Source organism: Caldimonas sp. KR1-144 (assembly GCF_049446155.1).
GTDB lineage: Bacteria > Pseudomonadota > Gammaproteobacteria > Burkholderiales > Burkholderiaceae_C > Rivibacter.
The window spans coordinates 295,508-312,960 of the sequence record NZ_JBMSEE010000005.1 but is presented as its reverse complement, the minus strand read 5'-3'; the positions used below and the strand labels follow the sequence as shown (position 1 = coordinate 312,960).

Sequence of the window (17,453 nt, the reverse complement as noted above, 5' to 3'; positions counted from 1 at the left end):
TCCTTTCAGTCGCCGCGGCGCGGCAGGATCACGTCGTCGCCGCCGGCGTACAGCGCCTCGACGCGCGCGGCCCGGTGCGACAGCACGGCGCGCTGGTTGATCGAACCCTTGTCGGTGATCTCGCCGCGGTCGATCGACGGCGGCTCGGCCAGCAGCGTCAGCCGCGCCGGGCGGTTGGCGCTGCCGGTGCCGCTGTCCCACAGCCGATCGGCGAGCGACTGGAAGAACTCGCGCACCACGGCATGGCGCAGCACGTCGTCGGCGCTGGCCGTCGCCGGCAGCGCGGCGAGACGGCGGCATTCGTCCAGGCGCGGGAAGATCATCAGGCCGAGTTCGTTGCGGTCGATGCCGGCGACCACCGCGTCCTGCACGCAGGGCGCGCCTTCGAGGATCACCTTCGCGCGCAGCGGCCCGACGCTGACGAAGGTGCCGGTCGCGAGCTTGAAGTCCTCGGCGATGCGACCGTCGAACAGCAGGCCGCGCTGCGGATCGGCTTCGTCGACCCACTTCACCGCGTCGCCGGTGCGGTAGAAGCCTTCGTCGTCGAAGGCCTCGGCGCTGAGGTCGGGCTGGCGCCAGTAGCCGGGCATCACGTTGGGGCCGCGAAAGCGGATCTCGGTCTTGCCGTCGACCGGTACGAGCTTGACCTCGACGCCCGGGCACGGCAGGCCGATGTGGCCCGAGCGCACCGCGCCCGGCTTGAGCGCGAAGGTGCACGAGGGCGCGGTCTCGGTCATGCCCAGGCCCGACCACATCGGGATGCGCTCGCCGACGGTGGCCTCGGCGAGCTGGTCGAGCCGGTCCCACACCGCCTGTGACAGGCCGGCGCCGGAGAACATGAAGGCCTTGACGCGCGAGAACAGCTGGCGGCGAAGCCCTTCGTCGCGCTCCATCGCCGCGACGATCTCCTCGAAGCCCTTGGGCACGTTGAAGTAGATCGTCGGCGCGATCTCGCGCAGGTTGCGCAGCGTCTCGGCGATGCCGGCGGGCGTGGGCTTGCCCTCGTCGATGTAGAGCGTGCCGCCGTTGTAGAGCGCGATGCCGACGTTGTGGTTGCCGCCGAAGGTGTGATTCCACGGCAGCCAGTCGACCAGCACCGGCGGCTCCTCGGCCAGGAAGGCGAAGGCCTGGCGAATCATCTGCAGGTTGCAGCACATCATCGCGTGCGTGTTCACCACGCCCTTCGGGTGCTTGGTCGAGCCCGAGGTGAACAGGAACTTGACGATGGTGTCGGGGCCGGTCGCGGCATGCGCGGCGTCGACCTCCGCGCCCGGCTCGGTGTCGAGCAGCTGCGCGAAGCGCGTGCTCGCGCGGCCGTCGAGCTGGCCTTCGCCGAGCACGACCTCGACGTCGTCGGCCACGCAGGCGGCGATCGCCTTGGCATAGGCCGGGCCCGACGCGAACACGAGGCCGGGTGTGGTCGTCGCGAGGATGTGGCGCAGCTTGCCGAAGTCCTGCGAGACCACCGAGTAGGCGGTGGAGATCGGCGTGTAGGGCACGCCGACCCACATCGCGCCGAGTGCAAGCGTGAGGTGGTCGAGGCTGTTCTCGGACAGGATCGCGATCGGCCGCTCGCGCGAGAGGCCGCGCGCCGCGAGCGCCTGGCCGACGCGGCGCGCGCGATCGAGCATCTGCGCATAGCTGATGGTGCGCCAGTCGCCGCCGTGGTGGCGCTGCGCGATGAAGACGCGATCGGGCGCGGCCTGCGCCCAGTGCTCGAGCCGGTCGGTCAGTCGCGCGGGATGCGCCTGCAGCGCTTCCTTGGAACGCAGGACGACACTGCCGTCGGCACGGCGTTCGACGCTGGCCTCGAGGCAGCCGCCGATCGCGACGTCGCGGTACTTCGCCGTGCTCACGACTTGCTCACCTTGGCCGCGCGCTTTTCCAGGAAGGCGCGCACGCGCTCCTTGGCGGCATCGTCGCCCTGCGCGATCGACGACATCAGTGATTCGAGGAACAGGCCGTCATCGCGCGAGAGATCGGCGATGCGCGGCAGCGCCTGGATCACCGAGAAGTTCGACAGCGGCGCGTTGCTCGCGACCTTGTGCGCCAGCTCGAAAGCCTTGGCGAGGCCCTCGCCTTCGCCGACCAGGTAGTTCGACAGGCCGACCGCCTGCCCCTCCTCGGCATTCAACACGCGGCCGGTGAGCATCATGTCGGTCATGCGCGCGACGCCGATCAGGCGCGGCACGCGCACCGAGCCGCCGCCGCCGACGAAGATGCCGCGCTGGCCCTCGGGCAATGCGTAGAACGCGCTCGGCTCGGCGACGCGCAGGTGCGCGCTGGTCGCGAGCTCGAGACCGCCGCCGACCACCGCGCCGTGCAGCACCGCGATCACCGGCACGCGGCAGAACTGCAGCGCGTCGAACGCGGCATGCCACATGCGCGAATGCACGATGCCCTCGGCGACGTTGCGCTCGGCGACTTCGGACAGGTCGAGCCCGGCGCAGAAGTGCTCGCCCTCGCCGCTGATCACCGCGGCGCGCGCCTCGCCCGGCAGGTTGAGGATCGCCGTGTGAATCTCGGTGATCAGCTGGTCGTTGATCGCGTTGCGCTTGGTCGGGCGCGACAGGCGCAGGTGAGCGACCGGGCCGTCGACGCTCACGCGCAGCAGCTCGAGCTGGGACAACAGGGGACTGACGGCGGACATAGGCTTTCTCGATTCGGGCATTGCGGTTGCACCGCAGCAAAATACTTCTACATACTAATTATCTTGGCGCCGCGCGCCTCCGGGACTAACCCTAGGGCAGAGGCTTTGCCGGCTGCCCGCTCCTCTAAGCAAACCTGCGCCGTGCGCCAATCGCACAGACCGCCACGGCCTCGGGTTAGTCCGTGAGTGAGTCGACAATTTACTTAATTAAAGTAATTAAACGGCGTCCCCCCGTCCGAAGACCAAGGACGCCGCGCGGCGGCGCAGGCCCGGCCGCCGCAACGGCATTCCCGGAGGAGACATCCGATGAAGCGAACGTCCCTGGGCGCGCTCGCCATGGCAGTGGCCGCGCTGAGCCTGCAAGGCTGCGGCGGCGATGACGACGACGAAGAGCGCCTGCCGCAACTGAGCGCCGCGACGGGCGCCAGCCTGTCTGGCACCTGCGCCTCGCTGGCGAGCCGGCTCGCCACGCTGGCCGACACCACGATCACCGCAACCAGCGAGGTCGCCGCCGGCACGCTCAGCGTGGCCGGCACGCCGGTCGCCGCGCACTGCCTCGTGACCGGCCGCATGTTCGAGCGCACGAGCAGCGTCGACGGGCAGTCGTACGCGATCGGCTTCGAGATGCGCCTGCCGCTGGCCTGGAACGGCCGCTTCTTCTACCAGGCCAACGGCGGCATCGACGGCAATGTCGTCACGGCCACCGGCGGCGGCGGCGGCGGCCCGCTCACGAATGCGCTGCAGCAAGGCTTCGCGGTGATCAGCTCCGACGCCGGCCACAGCGGCGCGATGGGCCCGGCCTTCGGCATCGACCCGCAGGCGCGGCTCGACTACGGCTACCAGGCGGTCGGCAAGCTCACGCCGATGGCCAAGAGCGTGATCCAGACCGCCTACGGCAAGGGCCCGGACCGCTCCTACATCGGCGGCTGCTCGAACGGCGGGCGCCACACGATGGTCGCGATGGCGCGCTACGCGGACCAGTACGACGGCTTCCTCGCCGGCGCGCCCGGCTTCAACCTGCCCAAAGCGGCGATCGCCAACATCTTCGGTGCACAGCGCTACGCCAGCGTGGCCACCGACCCGGCCGACCTGTCGACGGCCTTCACCGCCACCGAGCGCACGACGGTGGCCAACGCGGTGCTCGCCAAGTGCGACGCGCTCGACGGCACGACCGACGGCCTCGTGCAGGACGTCGAGGCCTGCCGCACCGCGTTCAGCCTCGCCGCCGACGTGCCGACCTGCACCGGCGCGCGCGACGGCAGCTGCCTGAGCGCCGAGCAAAAGACCGCGATCGCACCGATCTTCAGCGGCGCGACCACCAGCACCGGCACCTCGTTCTACGCCAGCTTCCCGTATGACGCCGGCATCGCGAGCAACGGCATCCCGTTCTGGGAGTTCCTCGCGCCGCTGCTGCTCGACTCGGGCGGCGTCGGCATCATCTGGAAGGTGCCGCCCGAGCCCGTGGCGAGCTTCAACGGCCCGGACTTCGCGCTCGGCCTCGACATCGACCAGGCGCTCGCCGGCGTGAACGCGACCGACGCGACCTACACCGAGTCGGCGATGAGCTTCATGACGCCGCCCAACCCGACCGATCTCTCCGCGCTGAAGCGCCGCGGCGCCAAGGTCATGGTCTACCACGGCGTCAGCGACCCGATCTTCTCGGTCGACGACACCAAGGCCTGGTACGACGGACTGCGCAGCGCCAATGGCGGCGACGCCGGCAACTTTGCGCGCTTCTACCGCGTGCCCGGCATGGCGCACTGTTCCGGCGGCCCGGCCACCGACCAGTTCGACATGCTCACGCCGCTGGTGGCCTGGGTCGAGCAAGGCCAGGTGCCGCAGGGCGTGACCGCCAGCGCGCGCGGCGCCGGCAACGCCGGCGGCGTGAACGCCGAGGTGCCGTCCGCCTGGGCCGCCGACCGCACGCGGCCGCTGTGCCCCTACCCGCAGGTCGCGCGCTACAAAGGCAGCGGCAGCATCGAGCTGGCGGAGAACTTCGGCTGCCAGTGACAGGCGCGTATCGTTGAACTGAACCGAACCGAGTTGAGCCCAGGCCCCGCGGCGATCGCGGGGCCGATTTCGTCAGAGCTGGAGTCCCTTCGTGAACATCGCCGATCTCGTCGCCATCGACATCCACACCCACGCCGAAGTCTCGTGCTGGAACCCATTCGACTCCTACGGCGAGGAGTACGACCGCGCGGCCGACAAGTACTTCCGTTCGAGTCGCCGCCCGACGATCGCCGAGAGCGTGGCCTACTACCGCGAACGCAAGATCGGCCTGGTGATGTTCATGGTCGACGCCGAGGCCCAGCTCGGCCGCCGCCGCGTGCCCAACGAGGAGATCGCCGAGGCCGCCAAGGCCAACGCGGACATCATGATCGCCTTCGCGTCGATCGATCCGCACAAGGGCAAGATGGGCGCGCGCGAGGCGCGAAAGCTGGTCGAGGAATACGGCGTCAAGGGCTTCAAGTTCCACCCGACCGTGCAGGGCTTCCACCCGAACGACCGCATGGCCTGGCCGATCTACGAGGTGGTGGCCGAGTACAAGCTGCCGGCGATCTTCCACAGCGGGCACTCGGGCATCGGCTCGGGCATGCGCTGCGGCGGCGGCCTGCGGCTCGAGTACAGCAACCCGATGCACCTGGACGACGTGGCGATCGCATTCCCCGACATGCAGATCGTGATCGCGCACCCGAGCTGGCCGTGGCAGGACGAGGCGCTGTCGGTCGCGATGCACAAGCCCAACGTCTGGATCGACCTCTCGGGCTGGAGCCCGAAGTACTTTCCGGCCCAGCTGGTGCAGTACGCCAACACGCTGCTCAAGGACCGCGTGCTGTTCGGCAGCGACTACCCGCTGATCACGCCCGACCGCTGGATGAAGGACTTCCTCGAGGCGGGTTTCCGCCCCGAGGTGCACCAGGCGATCCTGAAGGACAACGCGATCAGGCTGCTCGGACTGTCTGCCTGAGCGCCGCGGCGAGCGAGCCGTCGAACAAGGTGCTGTTCGAGACCGGCTCGCCCTCGCGGATCGCGCGCTCGACGAGCGCGGCTTCGTCGTCCTCGTGGCCGGCCAGCGCGATCAGCGCCGGCACGCCGCCGAAGCCGAACTCCTGCATCAGCCGCTGGCCGCGCTCGACGCGCGCCTGCGTGCGCTGGGCCAGCGCCGGGTCGTCGAACGCCGCGCCGGCGACCTCGGCCAGCACGGCCGGGTCGGCGATGTCGCGGCCTTCGACCCAGCGCGCACGCTGCACCGCGGCCAGCGCGGCGCGCTCGCGCGCGGGCGCCTGCGTCGCCACCGCGGTCAGCGCCACGGTCGCCGGACCCGAGTCGAACGGCATCGTCGGATCGCGCAGCACCTGTTCGCGATAGGCCTCGGTGAACGGCTGGCCGCTCAGCTGCGCGATGCGCTGGTCGGCCTGCCAGATGTGCGCCTCCATCGCCGGGTCGAGCCGGCGGCCCGGATGACCGGCGAACAGGCCGGTCGGGATGGGCCGCACGGTCCAGCCGTCGAGCGCGAACTCGGCGACCGCGCGGCTGGCGCCGTAGCACCAGCCGCACAGCGGGTCGTAGAGGTAGATGAGCGTGTTCGTCACGGGCATGGGGCGCGTTGAAGAGACTTCAGTATCCGACGGTGAAGCGCTGGCGCACGTGGCGCGGCTTCTCGATCTCGTCGAGGATGGCGACCGCGAGGTCGGCGACCGAGATGTCCGAGGGCTGGCCGTCGCGCATCACCGGCGTGTCGGTGCCCAGGCGGTAGCTGCCGCGGCGCTCGCCGGGCGCCATGTGCACGGCCGGCGACACGAAGCTCCAGTCGAGCGTGGTCTCCTTGCGGATCGCGGTCAGCGCATCGCGCGCGGCCAGCGCGCCTTGCTTCCACGGCGCCGGAAACTCGGGCGTGTCGACGATCTGCACGCCCGGCGCGGCGTACAGGCTGCCCGCGCCGCCGACCAACAGCAGCCGCTTCACGCCGGACTGCTTCACGCCATCGACGATGGCCTGCGAGCCCTTCATGAACAGCGCGTAGATCTCCGGCTCCTGCCAGCCCGGGTTGTAGGCGCTGATCACCGCGTCGTGGCCGGCGACGGCACGCGCGACCTGGCCGGCGTCGAGCACATCGGCCGGCACGACCTGGAGCTTGGGCTGCGCGGCGAGCTTGGACGGCGTGCGCGCGAGCGCGGTCACGTCATGGCCGCGGGCCAGGGCTTCGGTCAGGACGGCGCTGCCGACGAAACCGGTGGCGCCGATGAGAGCGATCTTCATGCGGGAATTCCTTGGGTCATTGCGATGCAGCAATGATCGGCGCTACACAAATCACCGACTAGACGGGCAAAATCGCCTTGTCTCGTTAGCTGAGCTTCACAATGGACCAATACCGCGCGATGGCGCTGTTCGCCGAAGTCGTCGGTCAAGGCTCGATGACGGCGGCAGCGCGCGCGCTGCGCATGACGCCCTCCGCGGTGAGCCAGCAGCTGCGCCAGCTCGAGCAGTCGCTGGGCGTCACGCTGCTGCACCGCACGACGCGCAAGCTCACGCTGACCGAAGCCGGCGCGCGTTTCCATGAGGGCTGCGCGGCGATGGTGGCCGCCGCGCAGAGCGCCGAGCAGGCGCTGGCGCGGCTGCGCGACGCGCCCGAAGGCGAACTGCGGCTGGCCGCGCCGGTAGGCATGGGCCCGCGCATCGCGCCGGCGCTGGCGCCGTTGCTGGTCGCGCACCCGGCCTTGACGCTGCGCCTGTTCATCGACGACACGCCGATCGACCTGGTCGAGCAGCGCATCGACCTGGCGCTGCGCGTCGGCAGCTTCGCGGACTCGAGCCACGTCGCGCGGCGCATCGGCTCGCTGCCGCGCGTGGTGGTGGCCTCGCCGGCCTACCTGGCACGGCGCGGCTGGCCGGCGCATCCGCAGGAGCTGGGGCAGCACGACTGGCTGGTGATGCAGCCGCGCAGCGCCGGGCCGGTGATGATCGAGCTGCATCCCGAGGCCGGCGGCGAGGCAGCGCAGGCCTTGCGCGTCGAGGGCCGCGCGGTCAGCAGCAACCAGCTGTCGCTGCAGTACCTGTGCGAAGCCGGGCTCGGCCTGGCCGTGATGGTGGTGCCCGACATCCGCGACGCCTTGCGCGAAGGCCGGCTCGTGCGCGTGCTGCCCGGCTGGCGGCTGGAGGACTTTCCGATCTACGCGGTGACGCCGCGGCGCGACGAACAGCCGGCCAAGGTGCGCTACGCGCTCGACGCGCTGCACGCCGCGCTCGGCGGCGCGACATCCGCACACATGGCCGGCGCCGTCCTCGGGTAAGGTCGCGGCCCATGCGTTCGACCGCTTCCCTGCTCGTGGCCGCGCTGGTGTTGACGTTGCTCGCCGGCTGCGGCTCGGCACCCAAGTCCCCGTCGGGCCGCGACGGCGTCGTTGCCGCCGACGTGCCGAGCGATATCGCGGCCACGCCCGACGCGACGCCGCGCGTCGAGCCCATCAAGCCCGGCGGCGCCAACAAGCCCTACGAGGTGCTGGGCAAGAGCTACACGCCCGAGACGCGCGACCTCGCGATCCGCGAGAAGGGCCTCGCGTCCTGGTACGGCAAGAAGTTCCACGGCCGTCGCACCGCCAGCGGCGAGCTCTACAACATGTATGCGATGACGGCCGCGCACCCGACGATGCCGCTGCCCAGCTATGCGCGCGTGCGCAACCCGAAGAACGGGCGCGAGATCATCGTGCGCATCAACGACCGCGGGCCGTTCCACGCCGGGCGCATCATCGATCTGAGCTACACGGCGGCGGTGAAGCTGGGCGTTCAGAACGGCGTCGCGCCGGTCGAGGTCGAGCGGCTGACGAATGAGGCGATCCGCACCGGCGCATGGAAGCGCGACGACGACACCGCCATCGCGGCGGCCGAGCCGGCGCCCGCTGCCGCGCCGGCCGTCGAACCCGTCGCTGCGGTGTCCGACCCGCCGGTCGATGCACCCGTGCTGCCGCCCAAGGGCGCCACCGTGGCCGACGCCGGCGCGGCACGCACGCCGGCGCGCGCCCACACCGAGGCCGCGCGCGGCTTCTGGGTCCAGCTCGGCGCCTTCCGCGAGCGCGGCGGTGCGGAGACTTTTCAGCAGCGCGTCGCCGACGAACTCGACTGGCTCGCGCCGCTGATGACGGTGTTCGGCGAGTCGCAGGTGTTCCGCCTGCAGGCCGGGCCCTATGCCTCGCGCGACGAGGCGCAAGCCGCGGCGCAGCGTGTGCGCGACGCGCTGCAGCTGGTGCCGATGGTGGTGGAGCGCCGTTAGCGCCCGCCGGTGACGTCGAGCGTCGCGCCCGTCACGTAGCTGGCTTCGTCCGACAGCAGCCAGACGATCGCGGCCGCGACTTCGTCCGCTCGGCCCGCGCGCTGCATCGGCAGCGTCGGTGCGGCCTGCGCCGCGCGGTCCGGCTGGCCGCCCGCGGCATGGATCTCGGTGTCGATGATGCCGGGGCACACTGTGTTCACGCGCAGGCCTTCGGCAGCCGTTTCCTTGGCGAGCCCGATCGTCAGCGTCTCGATCGCGGCCTTGCTGGCCGCGTAGTCGACGTACTGCCCGGGCGCGCCGATGCGCGCGGCCGCCGACGACAGATTGACGATCACGCCGCCCGCGCCGCCGTGGCGCGTGCTCATGCGCCGCACCGCCTCGCGCGCGCAGGCGAAAGCGGAGAACACGTTGACCTCGAACATGCGGCGCACCCGCGCGATCGAGAACTCGTCGACGCGTTGGGCGCGATCGACGATGCCGGCGTTGTTGACCAGGCCGCGCAGCCGGTGCGCGCCGAAGTGCGCATCGACGGCGGCGAACAGCGCGACGACCTGTGCGTCGTCGGCCACGTCGGCCTGGAAGGCGCGCACCTCGCCGCCGCTTTCCGCGATCTCGCGCACCAGCGATTCGGCCGCGGTCGCGTCGCGCGCGTAGTTGATCGCGACCGTCCAGCCGCGCTGCGCGGCCAGGCGCGCCGTGGCGGCGCCGATGCCGCGGCTTGCGCCCGTGACCAGCAGGACGGGACGTGCGGCCGCCGTCATCACTTCGACGTCGGCATCGCGAACTCGGCGCCCTTGGGCGTGCTCTCGGGCCAGCGCTGCATGATCGACTTCTGCTTCGTGTAGAAGCGCACGCCCTCTTCGCCATAGGCGTGCATGTCGCCGAACAGGCTCTTCTTCCAGCCGCCGAAGCCGTGCCAGGCCATCGGCACCGGGATCGGCACGTTGATGCCGACCATGCCGACCTGGATGCGGCGCGCGAACTCGCGCGCCACGTGGCCGTCGCGCGTGAAGCAGGCGACGCCGTTGCCGAACTCGTGCGCATTGACGAGCTCGACCGCGCTCGCGAAGTCGGGCGCGCGCACGCACGACAGCACCGGGCCGAAGATCTCTTCCTTGTAGATCGTCATCTCGGGCGTCACGTGATCGAACAGCGTGCCGCCGGTGAAGAAGCCGTTCTCGTGGCCTGGCACCTTGTGGCCGCGGCCGTCGACGACGAGCTTGGCACCCTCTTCGACGCCCTTGGCGATGTAGCCCTCGATGCGCTCGAGCGCCTGCTTCGTGACGATCGGGCCCATCTCGGCGTCGAGCTCGACGCCGTTCTTGATCTTGAGCGTCTTCGCGCGCTCGGCCAGCCTCGGCATGATCTTGTCGGCCACATCGCCGACCAGCACCGCGACCGAGATCGCCATGCAGCGCTCGCCGGCCGAGCCGTAAGCCGCGCCGATCAGCGCGTCGACGGCCTGGTCGAGGTCGGCGTCGGGCATCACGACCATGTGGTTCTTCGCGCCGCCGAGCGCCTGCACGCGCTTGCCGTGGCGCGCGCCGGTCTCGTAGATGTACTGCGCGATCGGCGTCGAGCCGACGAAGCTCACCGCCTTGACGTCGGGATGCTCGAGCAGCGTGTCGACCGCGAGCTTGTCGCCCTGCACGACGTTGAACACGCCGTCGGGCAGGCCGGCCTGCTTGAGCAGGTCGGCGATGAAGAGGCTGGGCGAGGGATCGCGCTCGCTGGGCTTGAGGATGAAGGTGTTGCCGCAGGCGAGTGCCACCGGGAACATCCACATCGGGACCATGCACGGGAAGTTGAACGGCGTGATGCCGGCCACCACGCCCAGCGGCTGGCGCAGGACCCAGTTGTCGATGCCGGTCGAGACCTGGTCGGTGAAGTCGGTCTTCAGAAGCTGCGGCGCGCCGCACGCGAACTCGACGATCTCGATGCCGCGCGTGACCTCGCCTTGCGCGTCGGTGAAGACCTTGCCGTGCTCGGCCGTGATCATCGCGGCCAGCGTGTCGCGCTGCTCGTTGAGCAGCTGCAGGAACTTGTTGAGCACGCGCGCGCGGCGCAGCGGCGGCAGCTCGGCCCAGGCGGGGAAAGCGGCCTTCGCGGCGGCGACGGCGGCCTTCACCTCGTCGGCCGAGCCGAGCGCGACCTGGCGCGCGACCTCGCCGGTGGCCGGGTTGTAGACCGGCTGCGAGCGCCCGCTGGTCGAGGGCACGACGCGTCCGCCGATGTAGTGCGAAACGGTGGTGGCGAGCAGTGCGGTGAGGTCGGGGGCGCCCATGCGTGTCTCCGGTGCGAGGCTGTCGATCCGGACAGCTTAGGCATCGCGGGCAGCGCTGACCAGCGCTCGGCGGCGATTACATTGTTCACTTCACTGAACAATCTCGCGTTCCCGCGCTGCACAACGATGGACGCACTTCGCACCGACGCCCTGTGGAGCCACGTGCATGCCCTGGGCATGCTGGCCACGCAGGGCAGCTACACCGCCGCCGCACGGCGGCTGGGCATCTCCAAGGCGGCGATGAGCCAGCGCATTGCCGAGCTCGAGCGCGCCGCCGGCGTGCCGCTGGTGCGGCGCACGACGCGCAGCCTGCGCCTGACCGAAGCCGGCCAGCAGCTCGTCGACGCGACCGCGGAGGCCTTCGGCCAGATCGAGCGCAGCTTCGCCGGCGTGCGCGACCTGGCCGGGGCGCCGCGCGGCCTGCTGCGGCTCACGGCACCGGTCGCGCTCGGGCGCCAGCAGATCGTTGCGCACCTGGCGAGCTTTCTGCGCGCGCAGCCGGAGGTGCGTATCGAGCTGGATCTGAGCGACCGCCTGGTCTCGCTGGCGCAGGAAGGCGTGGACCTCGCCATCCGCCACACCGCGAATCCGCCCGACACGCATGTGGCCTGGGCGCTGTGCGAGACGCGCAGCGTCGTCGTCGCCAGCCGCGCCTACCTGCGCAGGCACGGCACGCCGCAGCATCCGGGCGAACTCGCCGGGCACGCCTGCCTGCATTACCCGCGCCCCGGCGAGACACCGGTGTGGACCTTCGAGCGCGGCCGCGAGCGCGTCGCGGTGCCGCTGCGCGGGCCCTTCGCCGCCAACAACAGCGAGGTGCTGCGCGAGGCGGTGCAAGAAGGCCTGGGCCTCGCGCTCTTGCCGGACTTCAGCGCGCAGGACGCATTGCGCGCCGGCAAGCTCATTGCCGTGCTGCCCGAATGGGAAGCGAGCGGCGGCTTCGCCTCGCACATCTACGCGCTGCGACCCTACAGCCCGGTTGTGCCGCGCGCCGTGCAGGCGTTGGTGACGCATCTGCGCGAGGCGCTGAAGCCGGGCTTTGCGGCCTGAGCGGCGAGTGCCGCCAGGCGCGCGGGCAAAAAAAAACGCCCACCCCGGTCGGGGTGGGCGGTCAAGTCCTTACGAAAAGGACGTCGTTGGGATCGGAGGGCGTTGCGCCGGTTGGAATGCTGGTGTGGCGAAGCCCGGTACTGCTTGCGTGCCGCAGCGGCGTGGCGCGGCGGCGTGCGTGGCAGCCAGTCTAGGCGTGCGGCGACGCGCACCCCTATCCCTCGGACGAGGGAACTGCGCGGAACTCAGGCCGGCGTCGCGGAACGCCGTGCCGCCGGCGCCGCGATCGCGGCCGGCGATTCGCCATAGAAGCCGAAGTCGAGCGCCGGGCGCTTGCCGCTCATCAGCTCGGCCAGCGCGCGGCCCGAGCCGGCGCCATGCGTCCAGCCCAGCGTGCCGTGGCCGGCATTGACCCACAGATTGCCGATGCGACTCCTGCCGATGTAGGGAATGTTGGTCGGCGTGCTGGGCCGCAGGCCGGTCCAGAAGTTCGTCTCGGTGGTGTCGGCGACACCGGGGAACAGCTCCTCGTAGCGCTGCACCAGCGCTTGGCAGCGCACGCGGGCGGTCGGCGTGTCCAGTCGCGTGTCGTAGCCGGCCAGCTCGGCGGTGCCGGCGATGCGGATGTGGTCGCCCAGCCGCGAGATGGCGATCTTGCGCGAGTCGTCGAGCAGGCTCACGACGCTGGCGCGCTCGGGCTGCTTCAGGCGCAGCGTCGCCGAGTAGCCCTTGGCCGGGTAGATGTTGAGGCTGACGCCGTAGGGCCGCAGCAGCGGCGCGGTGTACGAGCCGAGCGCGGCGACCACCGCGTCGCCGCGCAGCACGCGGCGCTCGCCGGTCACGGCGTCTTGCACATGCACCGCCTCGACGCGGCCGCCGGCGACATCGAGCCCGGCGATGTCGCGGTTGTAGAGAAACTGCGCACCGCGTTGCGCGCACCGACGGGCGAGCTCCTGCGTGAAGACGCGCGCGTCGCCGGACTCGTCGCTCGCCGTGTAGGTGCCGCCGGCGATGCGTGTGCCGTAGGCGGCCAGCGACGGCTCGACCTTCAGCACCTCTTCGCGCGAGAGCACGCGGCGGTCGACACCGTGGCGGCGCATGATCTCGGCGCCCGCCGCGCCGGCCTCGAAGTCGGCCTCGCTGGAGAAGAAATGCAAGATGCCGCGCTCGAGACGCTCGTACTCGATGCCGGTGGCCGCGACGATGGCCTTCAGCGACTCGTGGCTGTAGCGGCCCAGGCGCACCAGCTGTTCGACGTTGCGCTCGAAGGCCGCATTGGTGCACTGCGTCAGGAACGACAGGCCCCAGCGCCACTGGTGCACGTCCAGCTTGGGACGGAACAGCAGCGGCGAGTCGTCGCGCAGCAGCCACTTGGCGACCTTGAACGGCGCGCCGGCATTGGCCCAGGGTTCGCAGAAGCTCACCGAGATCTGCGCGCCGTTGGCGAAGCTGGTCTCCAGCGCCGCATCCGGCTGGCGGTCGACGACGACCACCTCGTGGCCTTCTTCCAGCAGATGCCAGGCGGTGCTCACGCCGATGATCCCGGCGCCGAGGACGATGACTTTCATGGGACGCTCCTTGCCGTTCAGCCCGCCTGCAGCGGATGCATCAAGAGTTGCAGCGCGATCCACGCCATCACCAGCGCGATGGTCGCGTCGAGCGCGCGCCAGACCGCCGGCTTGCGCAGCGCCGGTGCCGCCGCGGCGGCGCCATAGCCGAGCACGGTGAACCAGATCGCCGAGGCCAGCCCGGCGCCGGCCGCGAAGGCGATGCGGGCGTCGCCCGGCTGCTGCGCACCGACGCTGCCCAGCAGCACGACGGTGTCCAGATAGACGTGCGGATTCAGATAGGTCAGTGCAAGCGCAGTGCCCAGCGTCGCGCGCAAATCCGGTGCACCGCCGGCGGCTTGCAGGCTCGCATTGCCGCCGATCCAGGCACGGCGCGCTGCGCGCGCACCGTAGGCGAGCAGGAAGCCGGCGCCGCCGAAGCGAAACAGCTCGAGCAGCAGCGGGCTCGCGGTGATCACCGCACCCAGGCCGAACACGCCCAGCGCGATCAGCAGCCAATCGGAGCCGATGCAAAGCGCCACCACCGGCCCGACATGAAGCCGCGCCAGCCCTTGGCGCAGCACCAGCGCGTTCTGCGCGCCGATCGCGGCGATCAGGCCGCCGCCCATCAACGCGCCTTGCACGAAGGCGGCGGGCACGGCGGGATCGGTCAGCGCGGCGGACATGGGCAGGATTGTGGGCAGCGCCTTGCCTCGAATGAAGCCCGATTCAACTTGTTCGGGATACATTAGCAGCGCTGATCTGAAAGGCGCGCCATGAAGGAGCTCGACCCTGCCGCCCTCGATTGCCTCGCGGCATTGGCCGATGGGGGCAGCTTCGAGCGCGCGGCGCAGCGACTGGCGATCACGCAGTCGGCGGTGTCGCAGCGCCTGCGCGGCCTGGAATCGCAGGTCGGCCAGCTGCTGGTGGTGCGCGCGCGGCCGCTGCGCCTGACCGAGCCGGGCAAGGTGCTGCTGCGCTTCGCGCGTCAGCTGCAGGCGATGCGCGCGGATGTCGCGCGCGAGCTGGGCGAGAGCCTGCGCGCGCAGACGCGGCTGCCGATCGCCGTCAATGCCGACAGCCTCGCGACCTGGGTGCTGCCTGCGCTCGACGCGCTGGTCCAGGACGGCGTCTCGCTCGAGCTCATCGTCGACGACCAGGATTTCACGCACGAATGGCTGCGCCAGGGGCAGGTGTTGGGCTGCGTGTCGACGGTACCGCGCGCGCTGCGCGGCTGCCGCATCACGCCGCTGGGCGTGATGCGCTACGTCGCCGTGGCCAGCCCCGCCTTCGTCGCGCGCGAGATGGGGGGCGACGCGGAGGGCGGCCTGCACCGCGGCAACTTCTCGCAGCTGCCGTTCCTGGTCTTCAACCGCAAGGACGACACGCAGACGCAGTGGGTCGCCAAGGCCTTCGGCGTGCGCTCGCCGCGGCTGGTCGAGCGCTTCGTGCCCTCATCCGAGGCGTATGCGCGCGCCGCGATGATGGGCTGGGGCATCGGCGTGCTGCCCGAGCTGCAGGTGCGCGATGCGATCGAGCGCGGCGAGCTGATCGTGCTTCACCCCGAGGTCGCGGTCGAGGTCGCGCTGCATTGGCACCAGTGGAAGCTCGGTGACGAGCTGTCAGGAAGCGCGCCGCGCGGCGCACGCCTGGACGAAGTGGGTGACGCCCTGGTGCGCGGCGCCCATGCCGCGCTGGGTTCGCAGGCCGCGCCGGGACGGCGCGCACGCACTCAGGAGCCGGCGGGTCGGGTCGTGCGGCGCTCGCCGCGGCCCGCCGTAGCACGGCCGTCACGCTGATCGGGCCCCGGCCGGCGCAGGGCGGCGCCGCCGATCGACGGCGCCTGCGCCGGAACGCGCAGCATCGCCGGTGCGCCCTCGCGGCCGCTGAACAGGCCGTCGTCGCCGGCGGACGCGAGCCATAGCGCGCTGGCGACGGCGGCACCGATCGTGCCCCAGGTGAGGGTCTGCAACGAGAGCTGGGTCATCTTGGAGATTCCGCGCGCCGGCGAGAACGCCGTGGACGAGAACCAAGGCTAGGAGCCGATCGGGCACCCTGCCATCCCTAGCGCAATGAAAGTGGATCGACGCCAACTGGGGCCGCGTCGCCCCGCTGTTCGAGCGATCCTGCATCGCTCGCCATGCCGACACTGCCGACATGGACACCTCGCCACCCCCGAATGCACGACCGATGCGATCGAGGCCTTTGCCCGCCGCGACGACGGGCTGGTGGGCGCGATGGCGACAAGTCCTGCCGACGACGACGGCTCCCGCGGCGGGCGACGATGCCGCCGATCACGGCACCGCCTTCGGGCTGGACATGAGCTTCTCGCAGCGTCGCGATCCGGACGTCCCGCCCGAACGCTGAGTCCGCGCGCCTTCGCTTCAGCGCACCAGCAGCACGGGCACGGAACAGTCGGCCAGCACGCGCGTCGTCACCGAGCCCATCACCAGCTTGCCGATGGCCGAGTGGCCGTGCGAGCCCATGATGATGAGATCGAAGTCGCCGGCCGAAGCCGTGTGGGCGATCACCTCGGCCGCGTGACCGACCTTGGAGACGAAGGTGGCCTCGCGGCCTTGCTGGGCAAAGAAGCTGCGCACCGGCTTGAAGACCTTCTCGCCTTCTTCTTCGTAATAGCCCTTGAGGGTCTCGCGGTCGATCACGGCCGCCGCGCGCGCCGGCACGGCCGGCACCACCGTCAACACGGTGAACTCATGGGCACCGCTGCCCAGCCACTCGTCGTGCGCGGCGATGTAGGCCAGCATGCGCTTCGTGTAGTCGCTGCCGTCGGCGGCAATGAGGATCTTCATGGCACGTCTCCCGCGGGTGGCTTGTCGCGCCAGTGTTGCACGAGAGTGCGCGCCGCGGTTGCGGCTCGTCAAACCTCGAAGCAGCGCAGGGGCATGAAACCCTCGGCTTCGCCCTTGCGCGCATGGCCGCGCGCATTGCTGATCACGCGGGTCTGGCCCCGCTCGTGCGTCACGACGTAGTCGTGCCGGCAATGCAGATGGCCATGTACCCAAACCTCAGCGGCGGGCAGCAGGTCGTCGTCCGCGTTGCAGAAGCTCGCGGTGCCGGGCTGCGCGCCATAGCGGGGGTCGGCGCTGCGCAGGCTCGGCGCGAAGTGCGTGATGACCAACGTCGCGTCCCAGTCGCCGCGCGGCCGTGACAACTCGCCGGCCAGCCACGCGCGACAGGCGAGCGCCTCCTCGCGGACTGCGGCGGCGTCGAGCGGCGCACCGTTTCGCGTGGCGCGCATCACATCGACGTAGTAGCGGGCCGCGCGCATCGCGCGCTCGCGCTGCGCCTCGCCGAAGAGATCGAAGTCCGACCAGCGCGTGGTTCCCAGAATGCGAATGCGCCGGCCATCGGCACCGGTCAGCACCATGTCTTCACGCTCAAGCAGCGTGATGCCCGCTCGCTCGCAGAGGGCGCGCAGTGCCGGCCAGGCCTCGTTCCATTCGCGGCGGTCGAACTCGTGGTTGCCGGCCACCAGCACGACCGGCACCGGCCAGTCGGCGAAGCGCTCGAATGCGCACCAGCTCGTGTCGATGTCACCGGCCAGCACGAGGAGCTCGGCACCGGGCGCCGGTGCCGGCTCGAACGCCTCGGTCTCGAGATGCAGATCCGACAGCAGCTGCAGCCTCATGCGGC

18 protein-coding genes are annotated in these 17,453 nt (G+C 70.9%); 7 read left to right on the top strand and 11 right to left on the bottom strand.

Annotation, left to right across the window (positions count from 1 at the left end):
* Nucleotides 1-5: 5 nt before the first annotated feature.
* Together ACO2TI_RS14280 and ACO2TI_RS14275 are read right to left on the bottom strand one after the other, a co-directional pair.
* Complete coding sequence (locus tag ACO2TI_RS14280; protein WP_423285230.1) at nt 6-1,856, bottom strand: feruloyl-CoA synthase; 1,851 nt, start codon at nt 1,854-1,856, stop codon at nt 6-8.
* Nucleotides 1,853-2,650, bottom strand: coding sequence for a crotonase/enoyl-CoA hydratase family protein (locus ACO2TI_RS14275; RefSeq protein WP_423285228.1), 798 nt, complete (start codon nt 2,648-2,650; stop codon nt 1,853-1,855). The genes ACO2TI_RS14280 and ACO2TI_RS14275 overlap by 4 nt, the downstream gene beginning before the upstream one ends.
* A gap of 306 nt (nt 2,651-2,956) precedes the next feature.
* Here ACO2TI_RS14275 and ACO2TI_RS14270 point away from each other — a divergent pair, with 306 nt between their 5' ends.
* On the top strand, nt 2,957-4,660 hold the full coding sequence (locus ACO2TI_RS14270; RefSeq protein ID WP_423285226.1) for a tannase/feruloyl esterase family alpha/beta hydrolase: 1,704 nt from the start codon (nt 2,957-2,959) through the stop codon (nt 4,658-4,660).
* A gap of 91 nt (nt 4,661-4,751) precedes the next feature.
* Complete coding sequence (locus ACO2TI_RS14265; protein ID WP_423285224.1) at nt 4,752-5,618, top strand: amidohydrolase family protein; 867 nt, start codon at nt 4,752-4,754, stop codon at nt 5,616-5,618.
* Here ACO2TI_RS14265 and ACO2TI_RS14260 read toward each other — a convergent pair.
* Together ACO2TI_RS14260 and ACO2TI_RS14255 are read right to left on the bottom strand one after the other, a co-directional pair.
* On the bottom strand, nt 5,593-6,243 hold the full coding sequence (locus ACO2TI_RS14260; RefSeq protein WP_423285222.1) for a DsbA family protein: 651 nt from the start codon (nt 6,241-6,243) through the stop codon (nt 5,593-5,595). The two genes, ACO2TI_RS14265 and ACO2TI_RS14260, sit on opposite strands and share 26 nt — an antisense overlap.
* 25 nt (nt 6,244-6,268) lie before the next feature.
* Entirely contained in the window at nt 6,269-6,910 is a 642-nt protein-coding gene (locus ACO2TI_RS14255) for an NAD(P)-dependent oxidoreductase (RefSeq protein WP_423285220.1), read from the bottom strand.
* 101 nt (nt 6,911-7,011) lie between these two features.
* Here ACO2TI_RS14255 and ACO2TI_RS14250 point away from each other — a divergent pair, with 101 nt between their 5' ends.
* Complete coding sequence (locus ACO2TI_RS14250) at nt 7,012-7,941, top strand: LysR family transcriptional regulator (protein WP_423285218.1); 930 nt, start codon at nt 7,012-7,014, stop codon at nt 7,939-7,941.
* Nucleotides 7,942-7,952: 11 nt separating this feature from the next.
* Complete coding sequence (locus ACO2TI_RS14245) at nt 7,953-8,918, top strand: septal ring lytic transglycosylase RlpA family protein (RefSeq protein WP_423285216.1); 966 nt, start codon at nt 7,953-7,955, stop codon at nt 8,916-8,918.
* On the opposite strand, the gene ACO2TI_RS14240 is transcribed toward ACO2TI_RS14245, so the two are convergent.
* Nucleotides 8,915-9,679 (bottom strand): SDR family oxidoreductase, encoded by a 765-nt coding sequence (locus tag ACO2TI_RS14240; RefSeq protein WP_423285214.1) that lies wholly within the window; start codon nt 9,677-9,679, stop codon nt 8,915-8,917. The genes ACO2TI_RS14245 and ACO2TI_RS14240 overlap by 4 nt on opposite strands.
* A complete protein-coding gene (locus ACO2TI_RS14235; RefSeq protein WP_423285212.1) occupies nt 9,679-11,202 on the bottom strand; it encodes a CoA-acylating methylmalonate-semialdehyde dehydrogenase in 1,524 nt (507 codons plus the stop codon). Before ACO2TI_RS14235 ends, ACO2TI_RS14240 begins: the two co-directional genes overlap by 1 nt.
* Before the next feature lie 126 nt (nt 11,203-11,328).
* Here ACO2TI_RS14235 and ACO2TI_RS14230 point away from each other — a divergent pair, with 126 nt between their 5' ends.
* Nucleotides 11,329-12,252: a LysR family transcriptional regulator gene (locus ACO2TI_RS14230; RefSeq protein WP_423285210.1), complete on the top strand. Its 924-nt coding sequence runs from the start codon at nt 11,329-11,331 to the stop codon at nt 12,250-12,252.
* A gap of 245 nt (nt 12,253-12,497) precedes the next feature.
* Here ACO2TI_RS14230 and ACO2TI_RS14225 read toward each other — a convergent pair whose 3' ends face one another.
* Nucleotides 12,498-13,820, bottom strand: a complete 1,323-nt coding sequence (locus ACO2TI_RS14225) for a D-amino acid dehydrogenase (RefSeq protein WP_423285208.1) — start codon at nt 13,818-13,820, stop codon at nt 12,498-12,500.
* Between the two features lie 17 nt (nt 13,821-13,837).
* Nucleotides 13,838-14,485: a LysE/ArgO family amino acid transporter gene (locus ACO2TI_RS14220; RefSeq protein ID WP_423285206.1), complete on the bottom strand. Its 648-nt coding sequence runs from the start codon at nt 14,483-14,485 to the stop codon at nt 13,838-13,840.
* 90 nt (nt 14,486-14,575) lie between these two features.
* On the opposite strand from ACO2TI_RS14220, the gene ACO2TI_RS14215 reads away from it, so the two are divergent.
* Nucleotides 14,576-15,598, top strand: coding sequence for a LysR family transcriptional regulator ArgP (locus tag ACO2TI_RS14215; RefSeq protein ID WP_423285204.1), 1,023 nt, complete (start codon nt 14,576-14,578; stop codon nt 15,596-15,598).
* Here ACO2TI_RS14215 and ACO2TI_RS14210 read toward each other — a convergent pair.
* Entirely contained in the window at nt 15,532-15,786 is a 255-nt protein-coding gene (locus ACO2TI_RS14210; RefSeq protein WP_423285202.1) for a hypothetical protein, read from the bottom strand. The two genes, ACO2TI_RS14215 and ACO2TI_RS14210, sit on opposite strands and share 67 nt — an antisense overlap.
* 170 nt (nt 15,787-15,956) lie before the next feature.
* Here ACO2TI_RS14210 and ACO2TI_RS14205 point away from each other — a divergent pair, with 170 nt between their 5' ends.
* A complete protein-coding gene (locus ACO2TI_RS14205; RefSeq protein ID WP_423285200.1) occupies nt 15,957-16,166 on the top strand; it encodes a hypothetical protein in 210 nt (69 codons plus the stop codon).
* A gap of 17 nt (nt 16,167-16,183) precedes the next feature.
* Here the strand turns inward: ACO2TI_RS14205 and ACO2TI_RS14200 are convergent, their stop codons facing one another.
* Both ACO2TI_RS14200 and ACO2TI_RS14195 read right to left on the bottom strand, forming a co-directional pair.
* Nucleotides 16,184-16,609: a universal stress protein gene (locus ACO2TI_RS14200; RefSeq protein WP_423285198.1), complete on the bottom strand. Its 426-nt coding sequence runs from the start codon at nt 16,607-16,609 to the stop codon at nt 16,184-16,186.
* Between the two features lie 68 nt (nt 16,610-16,677).
* Nucleotides 16,678-17,448: a metallophosphoesterase gene (locus ACO2TI_RS14195; protein ID WP_423285196.1), complete on the bottom strand. Its 771-nt coding sequence runs from the start codon at nt 17,446-17,448 to the stop codon at nt 16,678-16,680.
* Nucleotides 17,449-17,453: the final 5 nt, after the last annotated feature.

Excerpts from the sequence above, each read along its gene's own strand:
- ACO2TI_RS14275 (WP_423285228.1), bottom strand. The coding sequence starts at position 2,650 with ATGTCCGCCGTCAGTCCCCTGTTGTCCCAGCTCGAGCTGCTGCGCGTG.
- ACO2TI_RS14270 (WP_423285226.1), top strand. The coding sequence starts at position 2,957 with ATGAAGCGAACGTCCCTGGGCGCGCTCGCCATGGCAGTGGCCGCGCTG.
- ACO2TI_RS14255 (WP_423285220.1), bottom strand. The coding sequence starts at position 6,910 with ATGAAGATCGCTCTCATCGGCGCCACCGGTTTCGTCGGCAGCGCCGTC.
- ACO2TI_RS14250 (WP_423285218.1), top strand. The coding sequence starts at position 7,012 with ATGGACCAATACCGCGCGATGGCGCTGTTCGCCGAAGTCGTCGGTCAA.
- ACO2TI_RS14245 (WP_423285216.1), top strand. The coding sequence starts at position 7,953 with ATGCGTTCGACCGCTTCCCTGCTCGTGGCCGCGCTGGTGTTGACGTTG.
- ACO2TI_RS14240 (WP_423285214.1), bottom strand. The coding sequence starts at position 9,679 with ATGACGGCGGCCGCACGTCCCGTCCTGCTGGTCACGGGCGCAAGCCGC.
- ACO2TI_RS14235 (WP_423285212.1), bottom strand. The coding sequence starts at position 11,202 with ATGGGCGCCCCCGACCTCACCGCACTGCTCGCCACCACCGTTTCGCAC.
- ACO2TI_RS14230 (WP_423285210.1), top strand. The coding sequence starts at position 11,329 with ATGGACGCACTTCGCACCGACGCCCTGTGGAGCCACGTGCATGCCCTG.
- ACO2TI_RS14225 (WP_423285208.1), bottom strand. The coding sequence starts at position 13,820 with ATGAAAGTCATCGTCCTCGGCGCCGGGATCATCGGCGTGAGCACCGCC.
- ACO2TI_RS14220 (WP_423285206.1), bottom strand. The coding sequence starts at position 14,485 with ATGTCCGCCGCGCTGACCGATCCCGCCGTGCCCGCCGCCTTCGTGCAA.
- ACO2TI_RS14215 (WP_423285204.1), top strand. The coding sequence starts at position 14,576 with ATGAAGGAGCTCGACCCTGCCGCCCTCGATTGCCTCGCGGCATTGGCC.
- ACO2TI_RS14210 (WP_423285202.1), bottom strand. The coding sequence starts at position 15,786 with ATGACCCAGCTCTCGTTGCAGACCCTCACCTGGGGCACGATCGGTGCC.
- ACO2TI_RS14205 (WP_423285200.1), top strand. The coding sequence starts at position 15,957 with ATGGACACCTCGCCACCCCCGAATGCACGACCGATGCGATCGAGGCCT.
- ACO2TI_RS14200 (WP_423285198.1), bottom strand. The coding sequence starts at position 16,609 with ATGAAGATCCTCATTGCCGCCGACGGCAGCGACTACACGAAGCGCATG.
- ACO2TI_RS14195 (WP_423285196.1), bottom strand. The coding sequence starts at position 17,448 with ATGAGGCTGCAGCTGCTGTCGGATCTGCATCTCGAGACCGAGGCGTTC.